This window comes from Acinetobacter sp. ANC 4636, from assembly GCF_054454555.1.
In genome coordinates this window covers 43,729-64,171 of record NZ_JBTKVD010000009.1, presented here as the reverse complement: position 1 = coordinate 64,171, position 20,443 = coordinate 43,729, and the positions used below count along the sequence as shown (strand labels likewise).

Below are 20,443 nucleotides of genomic sequence, written 5' to 3'. Positions count from 1 at the left end.
TGACTCGGTTTTTTTATTATGGTTTTTTGAGATAGCCTGCTTCGGCGGATTTTGGATATTGTTTCAGTAGTTGCTGGCGATATAGGTTGGCAGAAACACTATTGTGATCGACATTCTTGGCAATACTATAAAGCTGATATAGCGCTCGCGGTGCTTTGGCAGATTGTGGATATTGTTTATTCACAACCTCATAATTCTTCTTGGCTTCTGCATAATTGGCAGGTTCAATTGCTAAATAAAACTCGGCAAGCCAAAAGTGTGCATTACCAATATAGATGCTATTGGGATACTTTTTAATAAAATCCTGCATAGGCTTGATCGCCTGTTTAGCACCACCTTGTTTGTAAGCATCGAGTGCTAAGGTATAGGCATCCTTCTCATTTAACGGCTTTTTTGCCGGGGGCGCTCCTGTAGGCGAGTTGGCTGTATCATTAGCTGGAGCAGACGGTGGTAGTGTGGTGCTATTGGTTGCTGTTCCAGACTTACTTGAAGCATCTTCGCTACTTGCAGTATCGGATGCTGCCGAGCCATCATCACCATCCACTTTTTGTTGAAGTAACTGTAAACGCTGGTCTAGGTCGTTGTAGTGATTGTCTAGATCTTGGCGTTGCTGGTCAATGGTATGTTGCTGTTCTTCAATGACGCCACGTAAACTGCGTACTTGATTTTCAAGTTGATCAACACGTTGCATCAGTTCCCAGTTAACATTGGTTGGAATATTGCTACTTGGTGAATTGGTTGTTGTATTGTTGCTTGATCCGCTACTATTGTTTTGGCTAAGTGATACATTTTCAATGGGTGCAGCCAACACAGCATATGTGGTCGTACATGCCAGCAATCCAAGCGCTAACTTTTTAAGCTTCATAATGAAGAACCTGAAGAAATCGAAATGAGAATGACAAGCCTAAGAGGTTTGTACAAGATTCTAGCGTTTATTTATCAACTTTACTTTGTTGAAAGCAAGCAAGCTTTACAATATTTCAGCATTTCTTCTGTAAATTTTCAAAGAAATTTTCTTGTAAGTGTCATGAATTGATCAAAATGTTTCTTTAATAATCAAACGCATCGCTTTTTATAGAAATCTCTTATTTTCATATTGCATGTTAAATAAAAATCTCTATACTTGTCCTTGCAATGGTAGCCCTGCTGGTAGCCTCGCAATTATACTCTGTGAACCCCGCCAGGACCGGAAGGTAGCAACGGTAGCAGATCTATGATGTGCCGAAGTTTTGCTAGTAGGGTTGCCACCATTATTCTTCTTGCGCTTCTCGACGCACTGCTTTTAAAATCACATCCATATCAAAACCACGATACTGTAAAAAACGAATTTGCTTTGCCTGTAGTTTTGGGTCTCTTGTCACTTCAATTCCATATTTCTTGACTTTTAACTGATAGGCTTGTTCTAACCAGTCAATCTCTTGTACCTGTTCTTGGATATAATCCTGATCTACCTGTTTTTGTTGTAAGGTTTGATAAATTCGTCGTGGACCTTTACCTTTACGCATTTGGCTCACAAGAACAAGTTCAGCAACGCGTTGATCACTTTGATATTGATACTGACCAAATTCTTCAAGTAGTTTTTCTACTTCTTCCGAGTCTAAAGCATAGCAATTTAACTTTTCGCGTAGCTCAGCTTTTGAGTATTCACGTTTACAGAGTAAGGCATAGGCATAACTACGCAAACGTACGCCTGTTAATGTCTTTTTTACTTGTTGATCGGTCTCAATATTTTGCATAAAGGTTTTCCATAAAAATCAAAAAACGCCCCGTAGGGCGTTCTATTGTCTGGTGAATTAGCTTTCTAAAAGTTCTGCTGGTTCTTCAGTGTCCTGACTTGCAGGTGCATTAGAAGTCGTCAGTAACTGCTCGCGAATTATACGTTCAACTTCTTGAGCAATTGCAGTATTTTCTTCCAAATAACGGATCACGTTATTTTTACCCTGACCAATTTTATTGCCTTGATAAGAATACCAAGCGCCTGCTTTTTGAATGATTTCTTGTTGCACGGCAAGGTCAATGAGTTCGCCAAGCTGGTTCACGCCTTTACCATATAAAATCTGGAACAATGCTTCTTTAAATGGAGGCGCCATTTTGTTTTTGACGACTTTGACTTTGGTTTCAGAACCAATAATCTCGTCACCTTCTTTGACCTGACCAATACGGCGAATGTCTAAACGTATAGAGGCGTAGAATTTTAGCGCATTACCACCTGTTGTGGTTTCTGGGCTACCAAACATGACCCCAATCTTCATACGAATCTGGTTAATGAAAATCACCATGCAGTTTGAGCGTTTGGCATTACCTGTGATTTTACGCAAGGCTTGGCTCATCAAACGTGCCTGTAAGCCCATGTGAGAGTCGCCCATTTCGCCTTCAATTTCAGCACGTGGTGTAAGTGCAGCAACGGAGTCGACGACGATAAGGTCGATTGCGCCTGAACGAACCAGCATATCTGCAATTTCAAGGGCCTGTTCGCCATTGTCAGGTTGAGAAACCAAAAGATTGTCAATATCTACCCCAAGCTTACGGGCATATTGCGGATCAAGTGCATGTTCGGCATCAATAAAGGCACAAGTGCCACCTACACGTTGACATTGTGCAATCGCTTGCAAGGTCATGGTGGTTTTACCAGAAGATTCTGGTCCGTAAATCTCGACAATACGCCCTTTAGGTAAACCGCCAATGCCTAGTGCAATATCTAAAGTTAGTGAACCTGTTGAAATCGCTTCTACTGCCTGTACGGTGTTGTCACCAAGGCGCATTACAGTGTTTTTACCGAACTGTTTTTCAATTTGGCTTAAAGCTGCATTGAGCGCTTTACTTTTATTCTCATCCATCTTACAACCTCAAAACGATGTAAATGTCACTATATACTCAAAGTGGATGTCTTTCATCAATCTCGTTTCCACAGGGTGCATAGTGACAGAAATAATCTGCATTTTCTATGTTAAATTACGATGCCGCGACATGGTATGTCGTGCTAGGCACCATCCTGATATGACCAGTATTCATCATAATGTTGATCATTTTCTTGTTTAAATTTACCAATTTGCCGCCGATCTTTTTTGTTGGGGCGATGATCTGGTCTTGCTAAGTTATTCATTTTTCGCTGGGCGGTAATCAGTTCCCGACGAGCAACACTCACAACTGTCTCTTCATAGAGTTGTTGTGCAATTGGTGCAGAGCCGCGTGTTCCAGAAAGAGCAAGAACGACAACGGTTTTTTTGTCAAAGCCTTGTTGAATGGTGAGTTCCATACCAGCTCTGATTTCTTTGGAAACTTTGACGCGTTCGCCTTGATGATGAACTTTACCACCTTCAATGGCAGCTTTGGCTAAAGAACGGGTTTTAAAAAAGCGTGCGACCCAAAGCCATTTGTCAATACGCATGCTGTCAGCAGGAGCAGTTTCATGCTGTTTTGTCATGGATATCCTTGTATGCATTTAATGAAAACAAATCCAGTAAATCAGGCAGGTGTTGAATGACTGGATAACCTAGTGTAGCACTCTCTCGTGCGGGCTCAAGACTAGAGGGTTGAGCAATGCTATACAGATGTTGAATTCCAAAGCGTTTAGCGCTGTCGAGGACGCGAACGGTATCATCAATAAATACAGCATGCTCTGGTGTGAAAGGGTACTGTTGTTGTAGAGTTGACCAAAATTCAGGATGCTCTTTTGGAAAACCGATACTTTCACTACTGATAATATGTTGAAAATATTCACTTAGTCCTGTCATTTGCATTTTAAGCGCAAGGCTTGAGCAATCGGCATTGGTCACAATCCAGCATTTTTGCTGATGCTGTTTTAAGGCTTTAAGCAGGTCATGGCAACCAGATCGTGGCTGAATCTTATGGCGAAACTGATGCTGTAATTGCATAACGTCACTGCCGACCACTTCAGACCAGAATTTGGATGAATACCAGTTGAGCGTATGCTGATGCTGCTCATAAAATTCATATAGCTGTGTTTGGCTTTCTTCTAGAGAGCATTGGTGTTGTGTCGCATAATGCTGTGGTAAATGCTCATTCCAGATAAATTGGTCAAAAGCTAAATCCAGTAAAGTGCCATCCATGTCAAACATGAAGACTGTTTCAGTCATTGAGTGATCCTCAAAATATTTCAAAATTCAGTAACTCGCCATAAAAATACCTTTAGCTGTTTGAATCATAAGAAAATTATTTTCAATTTTAACGCTCAAAATTCAACTAAGAATTTCATGTTCCAAAGGTTATGTATGTGTATTTAAACAAATATATACCTGAATTCAAATTATATATCATTTCATTATGACAAAATTAATATGACATTCAGGGCAGTTTGATTAAAAATGCATTGCAGTAAAGATTAAGATAAATACAAGCTGGTTGATAGATTTATATTGACTTTGGGCATTGATTGCAATGCAATCGTACAACTTGCCTTGAGATTGATTGGGGGCTATCAGCAATCTTCAAAAATGCCAGAAATCAAATTTTTAAATGCCAAGTTAACCAGATTTTCATCATGATTTTCTTGCATAGAAGGGTGTTAAATGAGCTGATAATAAAAGAAATTCTAGTGAGGCGAAAGAAAATCTGAATTGTTAAATTTAAGAAATATTTATATGTGTGAGCCTTATATCAAATCACTTTTATCATCGTTGATATACTCACTACTTTTCTTTGTTTTATAAAGATATTGATCATTTTATATAGGTGATCCGATCTTTTCCAAAAAAAATCGTGAGTTGGGTTTGTGCCGATTTACTTTAGCCTATGCTGATTATTTTGTATGATTTTGTTTTTAAAATTATTTTTTAAGAGTTAAATTATGAGATATATGTTGTTTTTTCTTAAATGTCTAAAACACTCTACATGAGGTCTTGAGTTGATTTAGAGCATAAAAATATGATTTTTACGTTAAATAACTAAATTTAAATTTTAAAAAATGAATGATTTGTATACTATTATTTAAAGTTGTTTTCGAGGTTTTTAACATGAATAAGATACTAATTGAATTGATCCGGCCCATCAAACATGAAAAACAAGGCTATGAACCAAAACTTTATAATGAAGGAACACTTTTAAAAGTGATTCATGAGGCACACGATGCTTATCTTGTTCGAGCTGATGATGAATTTTCATTTTCTGTACGCAAGACCGATGAAAATGTGACTTGGGTAAAAATTTAGAACAGCTCAATATTGAATATTTCCAACCCCTTATCTTTGAGTGAGATAAGGGGTTTTTTATTGTGACCGTTTCTTTTAATGTAAAACAGATTGTCGACAATCTTGGTTTTTAGATTGAATAAAATAAGAAAAAATCGTGTTTTATAGCACATTAGTCGTAGATAAAATTTATATTGTTGACAATAGTTTGATTTTTGCTAAAAAATAAGCATCATTCAGTGATCTTTGATAAGAATTGTCAACACTATGCAGAATTTGCTCGAAAATAATACAGCAAAAGTATATCAAACGCTTACAGATCAGATTTTTTATAAAATCCAGTCTGCCATTATCTGCGGTGATCTTCCCGCAGGGAGTAAGATTTCTGAGCCTGAACTGGCACGTGTTTATGGCATTAGCCGTGGGCCATTGCGTGAAGCCATTCATCGTCTGGAAGGGCAAAAACTGGTAGAACGCACGGCACATGTAGGTGCGCGTGTGGTGTCATTGTCTCATCAGCAGCTTTATGAGCTGTATCAGATTCGAGAAAGCCTTGAGGGGTTGGCTTGTCGTTTGGCAGCACAACATATCGATAAAAAACAAATCCTGATTTTACGAGACATTTTAAAGCGCCATGCCGAAGATGATGCTTTTAAAGCAGGTAAGGGCTATTTTTTACAAGAAGGTGAAGATGATTTTCACTATTGCATTATCAAAACCAGTTGCAATAAAACCTTGGAAAAAATGCTCTGTGATGAGCTATACCACCTGATTCGAATGTATCGCATTCAATTTTCAAAAACCCCCAATCGTCCGCATCAGGCATTTAACGAACATATTCGCATTTTAGATGCAATTGCCGATGGCGATGCCGAACTTGCCGAATTACTGATGCGACGACATATCGCTGCATCTTATAAAAATATTGAATCCAACTGGATCCAAGCACAAGGAGAATCACATGTCTAATTTATCTGCGGGTCAGCGTTTCCGTGATGCCGTCGCGGCTGAAAAACCGTTACAGGTTGTCGGAACCATTAACGCTAACCACGCTTTACTGGCAAAACGAGCAGGCTATAAAGCCATCTATTTATCAGGAGGTGGGGTTGCCGCAGGCTCATTAGGTTTGCCTGATTTAGGCATTAGTAACCTCGACGATGTTTTGACTGATGTGCGTCGTATTACTGACGTATGCGACTTACCGCTATTGGTCGATGCCGATACAGGTTTTGGTGCATCAGCATTTAATATTGCGCGTACAACCAAGTCTTTAATTAAGTTTGGCGCAGCAGCCATGCATATTGAAGATCAGGTTGGAGCAAAACGCTGTGGACATCGTCCAAACAAAGCCATTGTTTCTCAACAAGAAATGGTAGATCGCATTAAAGCCGCAGTCGATGCTCGTGGTGACGACAAATTTGTGATTATGGCGCGTACTGATGCCTTGGCAGTGGAAGGTTTACAAGCGGCAATTGATCGTGCAGGTGCTTATATTGAAGCAGGTGCAGACATGCTGTTTCCTGAAGCCATTACTGAATTGTCGATGTACAAACAGTTTGCCGATGCCGTGCATGTGCCAATTTTAGCCAACATTACCGAATTTGGTTCTACGCCGCTATTTACCACTGAAGAACTGGCTTCTGCCGACGTTAGTATTGCCTTGTATCCACTGTCAGCATTCCGTGCCATGAATAAAGCTGCGGAAAATGTTTACCAGACCTTGCGTAAAGAAGGCACACAAAAAAATGTGGTCGATACCATGCAGACTCGTCAAGAATTGTATGACCGTATTAACTACCATCAGTTTGAACAGTATTTAGATGCCTCATTCGTTAAAAATAAATAAGCATCTAACGGCTGAGCCATCCCAATCATTTTGACAATAATATGGAATAGACAAAAGGAAACTGTCATGAATACACAAGTTGAAAAAACAGAATTCAAACCAAAAAAATCAGTTGCGCTTAGCGGTCAAGTCGCTGGGAGCACGGCGCTATGTACCGTAGGACGCAGTGGTAATGACCTACATTACCGTGGTTACGACATTCTTGATTTGGCAGTACATTGCCAGTTTGAAGAAGTGGCGTATTTGTTGGTACATGGAAAATTACCCAATACAGCAGAGTTAAGTGCTTATAAAGCCAAGCTTAAATCACTGCGTGGTTTGCCAGCAAGCTTAAAGACTGCATTGGAACAACTACCACCGTCTGCTCACCCAATGGATGTAATGCGTACAGGTGTTTCGGTTTTGGGCTGCTTAACGCCAGAACATGATGACCATAACTATGCAGGTGCACGTGATATTGCTGACAAGTTGATGGCAAGTTTGGGTTCAATGTTGCTGTATTGGTATCACTTTAGCCATAATGGAAAACGCATAGAAGTTGAAACTGACGATGACTCGATTGGTGCGCACTTCCTGCATTTGTTGCATGGTGAAAAACCGTGTGAACAATGGATTCAAGCGATGCATACATCTTTGATTTTGTATGCTGAGCATGAATTTAACGCGTCAACATTTACCTCACGCGTGATTTCGGGTACAGGTTCAGACATGTATTCAAGCATTGCAGGGGCGATTGGTGCATTGCGTGGACCAAAACACGGTGGCGCGAACGAAGTTGCATTTGTGATTCAACAGCGTTACAACACTGCTGATGAAGCTGAAGCCGATATTCGTAAGCGTGTCGAAAACAAGGAAGTGGTGATTGGTTTCGGACATCCAGTTTATACCATCGCTGACCCGCGTAATGACGTGATCAAGAAAATCGCTTCTGAACTTGCCGATGTACAGCAGAACAAAAAAATGTATTTGATCGCGGAGCGTTTGGAAGCCGTGATGAAAGAAGTTAAAAACATGTTCCCGAACCTTGACTGGTTTAGTGCAGTGAGCTATCACCTTATGGGTGTGCCAACAGCAATGTTTACGCCATTGTTTGTAATTGCACGTACAGCAGGCTGGTCGGCACATGTGATTGAACAACGCCAAGATGGCAAGATTATTCGACCAAGCGCACATTATACAGGTCCAGAGAACCTTAAATTTGTGCCACTTGCGGAGCGTGATGCATGAACACCCAGTACCGTAAAAAGTTGCCCAATAGCAACTTAGATTATTTTGATGTGGTACAGGCAGTTGAAGACCTGCAAGCAGGTGCTTGGGCAAAACTGCCGTATATCAGCCGTGTACATGTTGAAAATATTGTGCGCTGCGCTGAACCTGAAAAAATCAAAGATTATTTGCTCCAGATTATACAAGGCAAACAGGAACTGGACTTTCCGTGGTTTCCTGCACGTGTCGTGTGTCATGACATTTTAGGACAAACGGCACTGGTTGACCTTGCAGGTCTACGTGATGCGATTGCCGATAAAGGCGGTGATCCCTCTAAAGTTAACCCTGTCGTACCAACCCAGTTAATTGTCGATCACTCTTTGGCAGTGGAATATGGTGGTTTCGACCCTGATGCGTTTGCTAAAAACCGTGCAGTCGAAGATCGCCGTAACGAAGACCGTTTTCACTTTATTGAGTGGACAAAAACTGCCTTTAAAAATGTCGATGTAATTCCTGCGGGCAACGGCATCATGCACCAGATCAATCTGGAAAAAATGTCGCCTGTGATCCAAGTGCGTGATGGCGTGGCATTTCCAGATACCTGTGTCGGGACAGATTCGCATACGCCACATACCGATGCTTTAGGTGTGATTTCGGTGGGTGTCGGTGGCTTAGAAGCTGAAAATGTCATGCTTGGTCGCGCTTCTTGGATGCGTCTGCCTGACATTATTGGGGTAGAGTTTGTTGGTCAGCGTCAAGCAGGCATTACTGCAACCGATATCGTTTTGGCACTTACTGAGTTTTTGCGTAAAGAGCGTGTAGTTGGTGCATATCTGGAATTCTTTGGTGAAGGTGCGGACAGTATGTCTGTTGGTGACCGTGCCACCATTTCCAATATGACGCCTGAATATGGCGCAACTGCGGCAATGTTCTATATTGACCAGAACACGATAGATTATTTACGTCTGACTGGTCGTGAAGATGCACAAGTCGAGTTGGTCGAAACCTACGCGAAACAAGTAGGTTTATGGTCAAGCAGCCTAAAACAAGCTGAATATCCACGCGTTTTACGCTTCGACTTGTCTAAAGTGACCCGTAATATTGCAGGCCCATCTAACCCGCATGCGCGTGTGTCTACGAGCGATTTGAAAGAAAAAGGCATTGCAGGTGTGGTTGAGCATCGTACCGATGGTTTAATGCCAGATGGTGCAATTATCATTGCTGCGATTACCTCATGTACCAACACCTCGAATCCTCGAAATACAGTTGCTGCTGGTTTGTTGGCACGTAAAGCCAATGAATTGGGTCTAACCCGTAAACCGTGGGTGAAATCTTCTTTTGCTCCTGGTTCAAAAGCGGCTGCGTTGTATTTGGAAGAAGCAGGCGTGTTGCATGACCTTGAAAAACTCGGTTTCGGGATCGTGGCATATGCGTGTACGACCTGTAACGGCATGTCAGGTGCATTAGATCCTGTTATTCAACGAGAAATTATTGACCGTGATTTGTACGCTACAGCAGTGCTTTCAGGTAACCGTAATTTCGATGGCCGTATTCATCCGTATGCAAAACAGGCGTTCTTGGCATCGCCACCGTTGGTTGTTGCATATGCGATTGCAGGAACGATTCGCTTTGACATTGAAAAAGATGCTTTGGGTACAGACAAAGACGGCAACCCGATTTATCTGAAAGACATTTGGCCAAGTGATGCTGAAATCGATGCTTTAGTCAAAGAATCGGTAAAACCTGAACAGTTCCGTAAAGTCTATATTCCAATGTTTGACCTAGGCGAAATTGAACAGGCGAAAAGCCCGCTGTATGACTGGCGTGCGCAAAGTACCTATATTCGCCGTCCACCGTATTGGGAAGGGGCTTTGGCTGCACCGCGCACTTTGACTCATATGCGTCCGTTGGCAATTTTGCCTGACAACATCACCACCGATCATTTATCTCCATCGAATGCGATTGTGAAAAAATCGGCAGCAGGTGAGTATTTGGCGAAAATGGGTGTACCAGAGGAAGATTTCAACTCTTATGCAACCCACCGCGGAGATCACCTCACTGCACAGCGCGCGACTTTAGCCAATCCGAAACTGTTTAATGAAATGGTGCTTAATGAAGATGGCTCAGTGAAACAAGGTTCTCTTGCCCGTGTTGAGCCTGATGGTAAGGTTATGCGCATGTGGGAAGCGATTGAAACTTACATGAACCGCAAACAGCCACTCATCATTATTGCTGGTGAGGATTATGGTCAGGGCTCTAGCCGTGACTGGGCAGCCAAAGGGGTGCGTCTGGCAGGTGTGGAAGCGATTGTTGCTGAAGGTTTTGAGCGTATTCACCGTACTAACCTGATTGGGATGGGCGTGTTGCCATTGCAGTTTAAGGCAGGCACAACTCGCAAGACTTTAGCGCTTGATGGTACTGAAATGTATAGCGTGATTGGTAATATTGCGCCGCGTGCGACTGTGACTTTGGTGATTGAGCGTATTAACGGTGAAATCGTTGAAGTGCCTGTGACCTGTCGTCTGGATACTGAAGAAGAAGTGCATGTGTATGAAGCGGGCGGTGTATTGCAGCGTTTTGCACAGGACTTTTTGGAAGGTGAAGGTCAGGCAGCCTGATTGCCAAGTCTTAGTTAAAGTTTATTGATATTGTTTAAAAAAAGCCCTACTGTGAAGTGGGGTTTTTTATTTTGCATCGAGGGTACATGAGAGATTTGGGGCAACTAGGAGAAAGTACATTTGCAATGTGGTGTGCTCAGGTTGGATTGATTGCTAACGGCTCAGCTATTGATAAAACAGGATGGGATTACTATGTTGAATTCCCAATATCTTCAAGTATAACCACTAATGAATTACATAAATCAGCTTTTGAATGTAAGGTTCAAGTTAAAGCAACTGATAAACAAGATAGAAAACTTCCAATAACTATTTCTAATCTTAGAAGAATGGCAACAGCACAAATGCCCACATTCTATGTTTTTTTAGAATTTGGTGGAAAAAATGAAGTGCAAAATGCATTTATTTTGCATATAGATAATGATCTGATTTTTAAAATTCTTAAAAAAATTCATGAAATAGAGCAGAGTGAAAGTGAAAAAGATAAAAATTTAAATAAAAGGAAAATGACTCTTTTTTATAATGAACAACATAAGCTTGAAAAATTAGACGGTGATAATCTTAAAAAAACTATATTGAAATATATAGGTAAAAATTATTCAGAATATATATTTAATAAAAATAAATACTTACAAAACTGTGGTTTTGAAGATGGATCTATAACGATGAAATTCTCTATTGAAGGTGAAGATGGTATTCAGAAAATTATTGATGTTTCATTGGGGCTAGAGAAGGAATTTAATGCAAAAAATCTTATAAGTATTGAAAAACGATTTGGTATTCCAGATAAAAAATCCCAAGTTGAATTACCTTATGCAAAATTGAGTCTGGATATGTTACCTCCTAAAAGAGGTAAAATTCGATTTAAGGAAGATAATTTATCAAGTGGTTTGGCTTTTGATATAAATTTTTATAATTCACCCTTAAGTTTTAATGAATTTAGGAAGTTTTCGAAATTCAGAGTTGTTAATGACTTATTTGATATTATTTTTCAGCCATATGTAGGGAAAGCTAATTATAATTTTAATTTAGGTGATAAAAATAGAAGATTTGAATTAAAAATATTAAAAGATGCTATTAATTTAATAAGTATGATGAGTAGGGATAATCAGAAGATTATTATTGAATTAGAGGTGGAAAATTTAAATACCTTGGCCTTTGATTTTAAAAGTGAGTATGTAAAAAGAGATTTAGAGGTTTTTGATGAATTGTTAAGTAAAGCATTGCAAATATGTTTTCAAGCAAAGATCTATGAAGAAATAACTATTTCTATACAGGAATTATATTCTTATAAGCAAGAAATAGAGCAGTTTCATACATTAATTACTAAGTCTGATCAATGTAATTTTATGGCTGAATTTGAATTGAAAAAGAGATTAACTTTTAATAAGGCAGCTTTTATTGCTGTAATTACATGTCGACTAGGTAGCCATACTTTGGGGATGATTTATACAATATTTGGAGAAATAAAGGGAACATCGAAGTATAAATTTAGAATTGAAAGTGTTGAATCAGTAATAGAAAAAACTTTTATTTATATATCAAATACAGATGATACAAGTGTACTGAAAAAAGATTTATTTAAGTCAATAAATGATATAAGTTCGAAATATGAAGATAAATATAATGTTATCTATAGTTGGGGCTAATTGTAATCATAACCAACTATCTATCCTCTTAAATCACAGCCCCAACCTCACGGGGCTTATTTGTATCAAAATTTAAGACTTTCATCTTATAACAAAAACACAGCATCAAATTTCTGTCGACCAAGAAAAATAGTTTTTTACGCATAAGTGCATTAAAAGTAAGAAGAATTGTCTAACGCAAGCAAGCTTTAGTTGTTCAAATTTATTAATTTAGTATTTTTTTAGATTATACGGTCATTTTAATTTAAAATAGTATGTAGACAAGCCACTCATTTTGTCTATACTTTGAACACCATTTCTAAAATCTATGGAGAACAAAGATGGTAACTGCTGGCTCTCAACCTGGAACAGGCTTCTATTTTTGTGTCCAATGCGGACATCGCGTTTACTTAGAAATTGGTACAGACCGTTTACCCCAGTGTACCAAATGCCTTGGCAATAAATTTAACAATAAAATTGCTTAAGGCTGCACATATAAAAACAGCTACTCTCTGTTTTTTAAAAAGCCCTATCGCGTGATAGGGCTTTTTACATTTGTGTATGCGCCAATAATAGTTAAGTTTTTGAAGCTTAAGTGTCAACTTACAGATGAAGCATGAAACTATTAACACTCAATCGAATTGACTGCTAAACCACCTTTTGATGTTTCCTTATATTTATCTGACATATCTTTGCCTGTTTCTTTCATGGTCTGAATCACTTTATCGAGTGAAATAAAATGTTCATCTTCATCATGCAATGCCATCTGTGCAGCATTAATCGCTTTCACCGCTGCAATTGCATTTCGTTCAATACATGGAACTTGTACCAATCCACCCACAGGGTCGCAGGTGAGTCCCAAATTATGCTCCAGTCCAATTTCAGCCGCATGTTCAACCTGATCTGGCGTACCACCTAAAATTTCGGTCAAACCCGCAGATGCCATTGAACACGCTGAACCGACTTCACCCTGACAACCGACTTCAGCGCCTGAGATTGATGCTTTTAACTTACATAAAATACCCACCGCTGTCGCGCTCAAGAAAAAACGGACAATTTTTTCTTCGGACAAATCTTGTGAAAAAGTGACGTAATAATATAAAACAGCAGGAATAATCCCTGCCGCGCCATTGGTTGGTGCAGTCACCACGCGACCGCCTGCGGCATTTTCTTCATTGACTGCCAGTGCAAATAAATTGACCCATTCCATGGCTGTAAATGTCGTATCGATTAAATTAGAGTTTTTCTTTTGCAATAACTGTTGATGAATCTTTTTAGCACGGCGTTTGATATTTAACCCACCAGGCAGAATGCCTTCATTTTGCAGACCATTTTGAATGCACTCTTGCATGACCTGCCAAATGTTCATAATTTTTGCCTGAATTTCAGCTTCGCTACGCCAGCTTTTTTCATTTTCCAGCATGAGTTGACCGACACTCAAGTTGTGCTGCTTGCATAGGGCTAAAAGTTCTTTGGCACTACTAAACGGATACGGAATCTGGGTGTCATCTGCGACCAATGAACCTTGCTGGATATGGCTTTCATCGACAATAAAACCGCCACCAACTGAATAATAGGTATTTTTGTAGAGCACATTACCTTGATCGTCATTGGCTTCTAAGGTCATGGCGTTGGGATGGTAGGCTAAAGGCTCATCGGTAAACATCACATCGGTCATATAGTCAAAAGCGACAGGGTGAGTCCCGTTTATGATCAGAGTTTTTTGTGCTAATGCTGTTTTTAATAAACCATCGCTCTGTTGGGTATCAATGCTTTCAGGATCAAAACCCATTAAACCCAGTAAAGTTGCTTTGTCGGTATTGTGGCCAATCCCTGTCGAGGACAATGACCCATAAAGATGAATGCTGATCTTTGAAACCGAGGTTAAAAGATGGTGCTTTTCGAGATATTGACTAAAGCTATATGCTGCCCGCATAGGTCCAACCGTATGTGAGCTCGATGGTCCTACGCCAATTTTAAATAAATCAAATACACTAAGCGCCATATATTACGTCCTTGCTGGCTTAAAATTGGGGAGAGAAAATTAACTTTAAAAATAGATTGTTAGCATGATTGTGATGTGAAATCTATAGCATAAATATGAATATTCTATTTATCTTAGATAAAGATTTTGCAGTGTATAAACTTTGAACTGTGTAAAGAAAATATTCTTAATCTTGTAGGGTCTTGGGGATTCTGGAGCTAGGTTGTTACGCTGATCTTCAAACTGAGTTTGTTTTGCTCAATTGGCTTCCTAAGCAGAGTGTGTTTTATAAAATTTAGATAATAGTAGTGGTAAAAAAATGATAAATTAGACTGAAATATGCAATGAAATGAAGATTAATTTTTCTTATATAGGAATAATTTCTTAAAATATTTTATTTTTCGGTAAATTTTTTCAAAAAATCCAAAAATGCGTTTATCTTAGAAAAACAATCCCATCATGATCTGACTAAACTATATTTCAAGGGTGTGATGGGGATCGAAAAGAGTAGCATGCACCGAAGCGTATAACGCAAGTGTGTACTCACCCAAAAGGTCTCGATTCGGCTTAGGACGCTATAAATCAAGAGTTTATAGGCATAAGGTCATCATTTACCAAGTCATGATTGTTGAAGTAAACCATAGTGTTTTCCCTTGACACCCTAAAAAATTCTCACATTCTAATAAATTTTCTATCGCTTATTTTTCTTCATCAATTCGCAATTCTAAATATCTCATCTCTTACATCTCTGTTTCTCTCATCGTCCTAAATATCTAAACACCGCTAAAATTCTGAATATTGAGCCTGTCTATGCTCAGATCATCATGACATCTGCATATCTAAAACCACAAAACAGTGGCTCAGTTACAAAAAAGTTTGGGCAAAAAAGCAAATTCTACGACTTTAAAATATGCAAAAAATTGGGAAATTCGTCTAATTTGTAGCCAATCTAATAAATGATCAAGAAACAATCTATTATTATAATTTATTCTAAATGATACCATCATAAAATTTGATACTCGGATCGTATAAAAGCAATAAAGTCATTACGACTATCGCATGGCTTTTTTTTAATAACAAAAACAGTAGATTAGAAAACGGCAGGATTTCTTGTTTAAAAAAACGACAACGATCTGCTTTTTATTTTTGGTATTCAAAGGATTAGAATATGAAGTTTTTAACAAATAGCGCAGTTGCTATTGCTGTTTATTTAAGTTTGAGCCATGCCTATGCGGTCGATTTAGACGCGGGGGATTATGACTATGCTCCAACAGGTACAAACCTCGCAATTTTGTATTATCAGCATGCTACCCGAGATGCTTTATATAGTGGTAGTGATAAAGTTCCAGGAAACTATAGCCTGACTTCCGATGTGGGTATTGCTCGTTATGTGCATTACACTGATATTGCAGGGATTCATGTTGCACCACAAATTTTGATTCCTTTCGGGCGTTTGGATGCAGGTAAAGATATTTCAGATCTAGGCTCAAGTAGTGGCTTGGGGGATATTATTTTAGCCAATACATTCTTTTTTTATAACAATGCCAGCACACACAGCACTTTTGGTATTACGCCGTATTTGTTTTTGCCAACGGGTCAATATTCTTCAGACAAAGCACTTAATCTTGGGGAAAATCGTTACAAGTTGAATATACAGGCAGCTTATACCACACGTTTGACGCCAAAACTGGCGTGGGATGTATCTGCGGACATGACTATTTATGGTAAAAACACCGATGCAATCGGCGGTGACATTAAGCAGGATATCGGCTATCAGGTACAAACCAATGCGCGTTACTTCCTGAATGATAAAGTCGATTTACGTGCAGGTCTTTCTTATAGCGATGCGGGTGATACCAAGCAGGCAGGTGTGACAACCAACGGAACACAGCAAACCAAATTTTGGGTGGGTACTGGAATTAACCCAACACCAACTACGCAAGTTATTGTTGCCTATGGATGTGATCTAAAAGTTGAAAATGGTTTTAAAGAAGACAATCGTATTAATTTACGCTTCTTGAAGGCGTTTTAAAAAGTAATTTAGCCTAAGTAAAAATGGCATTTCATATTTAGTGTAAATTCTCATCAAATATGGAATGCTAAAGAAATGATAATTTTTGATATTTTTATTTAAGATTTTGTTTTTAATATTTTTATTTTTGTGGAATTAAATTTGTATTTTTATTTACTGCTGATTTTTTGCGCTATTATATTAACTATAGCCCAAAAATAAGGCACTCTCATGAGTTATGAAGCTATACGACAAGTTTTACTTTATGCCACTCTGATTAACTATGCCATTTTAATAATTTGGTTTTTGCTGTTTGTTTTTGCGCGCCAGTTTTTAAAACGTTTACAGGGCAGTTGGTTTAATCTATCAGACAATACGTTTGATGTGATTCATTATTCAGGTGTCGCTTTTTATAAAATTGCAATCATCATGTTTAATCTGGTGCCGTGGATTGCAATGACGCTTGCAAGAAATTCATGATGTCGATGAAAGAAAGCAGGATAAATCAAACAATTCAACAGTTGCCATAAAATAGTCAAATCTTGCTATCATCATGGAGATAAGATTAAGAATATCGGGGAATTATGGACAATAATAGAAACACGATGCATCAATGTGCAGTATGCAAAAAACTGTTCCCCTTAAAAGATTTGATTCCGAGTGACGGCATTCGTGATGTGATTGCCGAGGCGATTCTTAAAGACTCTCCAGAATGGTCTGAGCAGAGCTTTATTTGCCGTTCGGATCTAACGCATTATCGTATCCAATACGTACATTCATTACTCAAGTCGGAAAAAGGTGAACTGACCGATTTGGAGCAAGAAGTCGTTCTTAGCATGCAGAATCATGAACTCATTACTAAAAATGTCGAGGTTGAACTTGATGAAAACTGGACATTTGGAGAAAGGTTAGCCGATAAAATTGCCAGTTTTGGTGGGAGCTGGACGTTTCTGATTTGTTTTTTTGTGTTTTTGGTTGTATGGATTGTCGTGAATACTTCGGTGGTTATGCTGCATCCTGCCGACCCGTATCCATTTATTTTTTTGAATTTGGTATTGTCTTGTTTGGCAGCCATTCAGGCTCCGATTATTATGATGAGTCAAAATCGTCAGGAAGCTAAAGATCGGTTGCGTTCCCTGCATGATTATCAGATTAATTTAAAGGCAGAGTTGGAAATTCGACATTTGCATGAAAAGATTGATCATTTACTGTCGCATCAATGGGAGCGTCTGGCGCAGATTCAGGAAATTCAGCTTGATTTGCTTAGTGAAATGAATAAAAGACGTTAGCTATAGCTATCCGTCAAATTGACGCTGCAAAATTGACAGGTGAAAGTGTCATTGTTATGTTGTCTGCATTGTTTTTTGTTTGAATTGTATTATGTCTGCCGATGTTGCGTTTGTGTATCGTCCACCACAAGAACTACTACATACCATTTATGAAGATGATGATTTGCTGGTGATTAATAAGCCTGCGGGATTATTGTCGGTGATGGGGCGCTTACCAGAACATCAGGACAGTGCATATTTGCGGATTTTGCAGCAATATCCACAAGCCAAAGTCACACATCGCTTAGATATGGCAACTTCAGGGCTGTTGATGTTTGCTAAACACCGTGATGCTGAAGTTGCAGTGAGTAAAATGTTTCAGGCACGTCAGGTCACTAAACATTATGTGGCATTGCTTCAAGGGGAAATTACAACAGAAGGTTGTGTTGAAGTTCCTCTAATCACGGATTGGCCCAATCGCCCCAAACAAAAAGTTGATTTCGATATAGGTAAACCTGCCAAAACATTGTATCAACGTATAGGTTATGATCTTGAGTTGAATATCAGTCGCGTCAAACTGACGCCAATTACAGGGCGTTCACATCAACTTCGTGTGCATATGGCACATATTGGGCATCCAATTATGGGAGATAACTTATATCACCCTAAACCGAGACAATTCTCTTTGCCACGTATGGCGCTTCATGCAGCATATTTGGGATTTAAACAACCTCTAACTCAACATGAAATTGAGTTGGATTTACCTGCACCATTCTAGTCTGCCTATTTATGTTTAACAGTCATATTGTCGACAATATTTTTTGTTTGACATATCGTTAAACTGCAATAAAAATGGGTTAGGCTGTATTTTATAACAATAGCCAGCAGACAATAAGGACACAACAATGACACGCGATTATCAACAATTCCCAGACGATGAAAATGGCAACTTGCTTTGGCAGATGGTTGAGGACGGTAGCGACCTCACCGAACCTCATGAAGTTGAATTTTCAATGGCTTTTGAACACAAGGAACAAGCAGAAAAATGTGCTTTGAATTTGTTGCATCAAGAGCAAAAAATTTCGTTATATCAAGAAGATCAGCATACTGATCAAGAAAATCTATGGATATTAAACGTACATATAAATATGATTCTGGAACATCAGGACGTGGTGGGTCTGGAAGAATGGTTGACTAAAATTGCCAAAGAATTTGGTGGTCAATATGATGGTTGGGGATGTATGAGTTACTTGTTTGAATATGAAGAAGACGAAGAGTAATCCATCTGATTTAAACATCTGAACAGATAAAAAAGCCCAAGGTGAGTTAAAACTTGGGCTTTTTTATTGGGTAATTAAATCTAAAAGAGGTTTTTAAAAAAACCGAATTCCCCCATAGTCGAATAGAATTGTCGACAATTTTGATTCATGATGTCATTCAGATTCATGCAAGGTGAGTCGTTTTTAAATATAGAGAAGATAGGAAAATAAGGAAATGGCTGCCCAAAAACAAATGACGATTCCAGCAACGTATATGCGTGGCGGAACCAGTAAAGGCGTATTTTTTAACCTGAATGATTTGCCTGAAGCTGCACAGGTCGCGGGCGAAGCGCGTGACAAAATTTTACTGAGAGTCATTGGAAGTCCAGACCCGTATGGCAAGCAAATTGATGGCATGGGTGGTGCAACTTCAAGTACCAGTAAAACCGTGATTGTGGCAAAAAGCCAGCAGCCTGAACATGACGTTGATTATTTGTTTGGGCAGGTTTCAATTGATCAGGCTTTTGTTGACTGGAGTGGCAACTGCGGTAATTTATCTGCGGCAGTAGGACCTTTTGCCATTCGTCAGGGTTTGGTCGATGCCAACCGAATTCCTGAAAATGGAATTTGCACGGTACGCATTTGGCAGGCGAATATTCAGCAAACCATTGTTGCCGAAGTTCCAATTGTTGATGGTGAAGTGCAGGAACTGGGTGATTTTGAACTCGATGGCGTGACTTTTCCTGCGGCTGAAATTTCACTGGCATTTTGTGAAGCAGTTGATCCTGAAGCAACCACAGGAATTTTTCCGACAGGCAAACTCAAAGAACAGCTCGATGTGCCTGAAATTGGTTCATTTGAAGTGACTATGGTTCAAGCAGGAATTCCAACAGTATTTTTACATGCTGAAGATTTGGGTTATCGCGGAACCGAGTTGCAAGATGATATTAACAATGATCCACAAGCCTTAGCCAAACTTGAAAAAATCCGTGCTTATGCCGCGGTAAAAATGGGTTTAATTAGTGATATTGCAGAAGCTGCAACGCGTCAGCATACACCGAAAATTGCATTTGCAGCTCAATCTCAAGACTATGTCAGTTCAAGCGGGAAAGCTGTTGCCGCGACAGATATTGACTTGCTTGTTCGCGCAGTGTCTATGGGGAAATTGCACCATGCCATGATGGGAACCGCTGCTATTGCCATTGCAGCCGCAGCTTGCGTTCCAGGCACGATTTTATATGAAAAGCGTAGCTCAAAAACAGGCAATAAAGTCTGTTTTGGTCATCCATCGGGGACTTTAACTGTTGGTGCTGAACTCATTGAAAAACAAGGCGTATGGCAAATGCAACAAGCCATTATGAGTCGTAGCGCACGTATTTTAATGAAAGGTGAAGTGTATTTGCCTGCCAATACGTTTTAATCTATTGAACTAAGTTCAAGGCAAGCATCAGAAATATGATCTTATGCTTGCTTATTAGA

Annotated in this window: 19 protein-coding genes and 1 other RNA gene; 14 read left to right on the top strand and 6 right to left on the bottom strand. The window is 39.3% G+C overall.

Annotated elements, in window-relative coordinates:
• Positions 1 to 16: 16 nt before the first annotated feature.
• Complete coding sequence (locus tag ACX1N5_RS10875; RefSeq protein WP_458802061.1) at positions 17 to 865, bottom strand: YbgF trimerization domain-containing protein; 849 nt, start codon at positions 863 to 865, stop codon at positions 17 to 19.
• 279 nt (positions 866 to 1,144) lie between these two features.
• Here ACX1N5_RS10875 and ffs point away from each other — a divergent pair.
• Positions 1,145 to 1,241: signal recognition particle sRNA small type (ffs, locus tag ACX1N5_RS10870), an RNA gene on the top strand.
• Between the two features lie 9 nt (positions 1,242 to 1,250).
• Here the strand turns inward: ffs and ACX1N5_RS10865 are convergent.
• The 4 genes from ACX1N5_RS10865 to ACX1N5_RS10850 all read right to left on the bottom strand — a co-directional run bounded on the left by ACX1N5_RS10865 (position 1,251) and on the right by ACX1N5_RS10850 (position 4,097).
• Positions 1,251 to 1,736, bottom strand: a complete 486-nt coding sequence (locus tag ACX1N5_RS10865; protein WP_458802063.1) for a regulatory protein RecX — start codon at positions 1,734 to 1,736, stop codon at positions 1,251 to 1,253.
• A 57-nt stretch (positions 1,737 to 1,793) separates the two neighbouring features.
• Positions 1,794 to 2,837 carry a recombinase RecA gene (gene recA, locus ACX1N5_RS10860; RefSeq protein ID WP_004752024.1) on the bottom strand — a complete coding sequence of 348 codons (1,044 nt, stop codon included), beginning with the start codon at positions 2,835 to 2,837 and terminating at the stop codon, positions 1,794 to 1,796.
• Positions 2,838 to 2,980: 143 nt separating this feature from the next.
• Positions 2,981 to 3,424 carry an RNA-binding S4 domain-containing protein gene (locus ACX1N5_RS10855; RefSeq protein ID WP_458802065.1) on the bottom strand — a complete coding sequence of 148 codons (444 nt, stop codon included), beginning with the start codon at positions 3,422 to 3,424 and terminating at the stop codon, positions 2,981 to 2,983.
• A complete protein-coding gene (locus ACX1N5_RS10850; protein WP_458802066.1) occupies positions 3,408 to 4,097 on the bottom strand; it encodes an HAD-IA family hydrolase in 690 nt (229 codons plus the stop codon). Before ACX1N5_RS10850 ends, ACX1N5_RS10855 begins: the two co-directional genes overlap by 17 nt.
• A gap of 876 nt (positions 4,098 to 4,973) precedes the next feature.
• Between ACX1N5_RS10850 and ACX1N5_RS10845 the strand changes: the two genes are divergently transcribed.
• The 7 genes from ACX1N5_RS10845 (at position 4,974) to ACX1N5_RS10815 (ending at position 12,927) form a co-directional block, all read left to right on the top strand.
• Positions 4,974 to 5,168 (top strand): hypothetical protein, encoded by a 195-nt coding sequence (locus tag ACX1N5_RS10845; protein ID WP_131381527.1) that lies wholly within the window; start codon positions 4,974 to 4,976, stop codon positions 5,166 to 5,168.
• A 246-nt stretch (positions 5,169 to 5,414) separates the two neighbouring features.
• Complete coding sequence (locus ACX1N5_RS10840; protein WP_004752031.1) at positions 5,415 to 6,116, top strand: GntR family transcriptional regulator; 702 nt, start codon at positions 5,415 to 5,417, stop codon at positions 6,114 to 6,116.
• A complete protein-coding gene (gene prpB, locus ACX1N5_RS10835; protein ID WP_458802069.1) occupies positions 6,109 to 6,993 on the top strand; it encodes a methylisocitrate lyase in 885 nt (294 codons plus the stop codon). The genes ACX1N5_RS10840 and prpB overlap by 8 nt, the downstream gene beginning before the upstream one ends.
• Before the next feature lie 66 nt (positions 6,994 to 7,059).
• Positions 7,060 to 8,220 (top strand): bifunctional 2-methylcitrate synthase/citrate synthase, encoded by a 1,161-nt coding sequence (prpC, locus tag ACX1N5_RS10830; RefSeq protein ID WP_004752034.1) that lies wholly within the window; start codon positions 7,060 to 7,062, stop codon positions 8,218 to 8,220.
• Positions 8,217 to 10,817 (top strand): Fe/S-dependent 2-methylisocitrate dehydratase AcnD, encoded by a 2,601-nt coding sequence (acnD, locus tag ACX1N5_RS10825; RefSeq protein WP_458802071.1) that lies wholly within the window; start codon positions 8,217 to 8,219, stop codon positions 10,815 to 10,817. Before prpC ends, acnD begins: the two co-directional genes overlap by 4 nt.
• A gap of 86 nt (positions 10,818 to 10,903) precedes the next feature.
• The gene (locus ACX1N5_RS10820) at positions 10,904 to 12,463 is read left to right on the top strand and encodes a DUF4365 domain-containing protein (protein WP_458802073.1); all 1,560 of its coding nucleotides are present in this window, start codon (positions 10,904 to 10,906) and stop codon (positions 12,461 to 12,463) included.
• Between the two features lie 320 nt (positions 12,464 to 12,783).
• Entirely contained in the window at positions 12,784 to 12,927 is a 144-nt protein-coding gene (locus ACX1N5_RS10815; protein WP_004752043.1) for a zinc ribbon-containing protein, read from the top strand.
• A 140-nt stretch (positions 12,928 to 13,067) separates the two neighbouring features.
• On the opposite strand, the gene ACX1N5_RS10810 is transcribed toward ACX1N5_RS10815, so the two are convergent.
• Positions 13,068 to 14,447, bottom strand: coding sequence for an L-serine ammonia-lyase (locus ACX1N5_RS10810; protein ID WP_458802075.1), 1,380 nt, complete (start codon positions 14,445 to 14,447; stop codon positions 13,068 to 13,070).
• A gap of 1,147 nt (positions 14,448 to 15,594) precedes the next feature.
• On the opposite strand from ACX1N5_RS10810, the gene ACX1N5_RS10805 reads away from it, so the two are divergent.
• From ACX1N5_RS10805 to prpF, 6 genes are all read left to right on the top strand, one after another.
• The gene (locus ACX1N5_RS10805) at positions 15,595 to 16,458 is read left to right on the top strand and encodes a transporter (RefSeq protein WP_458802077.1); all 864 of its coding nucleotides are present in this window, start codon (positions 15,595 to 15,597) and stop codon (positions 16,456 to 16,458) included.
• 210 nt (positions 16,459 to 16,668) lie between these two features.
• Positions 16,669 to 16,917, top strand: coding sequence for a DUF6868 family protein (locus ACX1N5_RS10800; RefSeq protein WP_458802079.1), 249 nt, complete (start codon positions 16,669 to 16,671; stop codon positions 16,915 to 16,917).
• 104 nt (positions 16,918 to 17,021) lie between these two features.
• Positions 17,022 to 17,726, top strand: coding sequence for a DUF1003 domain-containing protein (locus ACX1N5_RS10795; RefSeq protein WP_458802081.1), 705 nt, complete (start codon positions 17,022 to 17,024; stop codon positions 17,724 to 17,726).
• Positions 17,727 to 17,817: 91 nt separating this feature from the next.
• Complete coding sequence (locus tag ACX1N5_RS10790; protein WP_458802083.1) at positions 17,818 to 18,483, top strand: pseudouridine synthase; 666 nt, start codon at positions 17,818 to 17,820, stop codon at positions 18,481 to 18,483.
• Between the two features lie 127 nt (positions 18,484 to 18,610).
• The gene (locus ACX1N5_RS10785; RefSeq protein ID WP_458802085.1) at positions 18,611 to 18,985 is read left to right on the top strand and encodes a ribonuclease E inhibitor RraB; all 375 of its coding nucleotides are present in this window, start codon (positions 18,611 to 18,613) and stop codon (positions 18,983 to 18,985) included.
• 214 nt (positions 18,986 to 19,199) lie between these two features.
• The gene (prpF, locus tag ACX1N5_RS10780; RefSeq protein ID WP_458802087.1) at positions 19,200 to 20,384 is read left to right on the top strand and encodes a 2-methylaconitate cis-trans isomerase PrpF; all 1,185 of its coding nucleotides are present in this window, start codon (positions 19,200 to 19,202) and stop codon (positions 20,382 to 20,384) included.
• Positions 20,385 to 20,443: the final 59 nt, after the last annotated feature.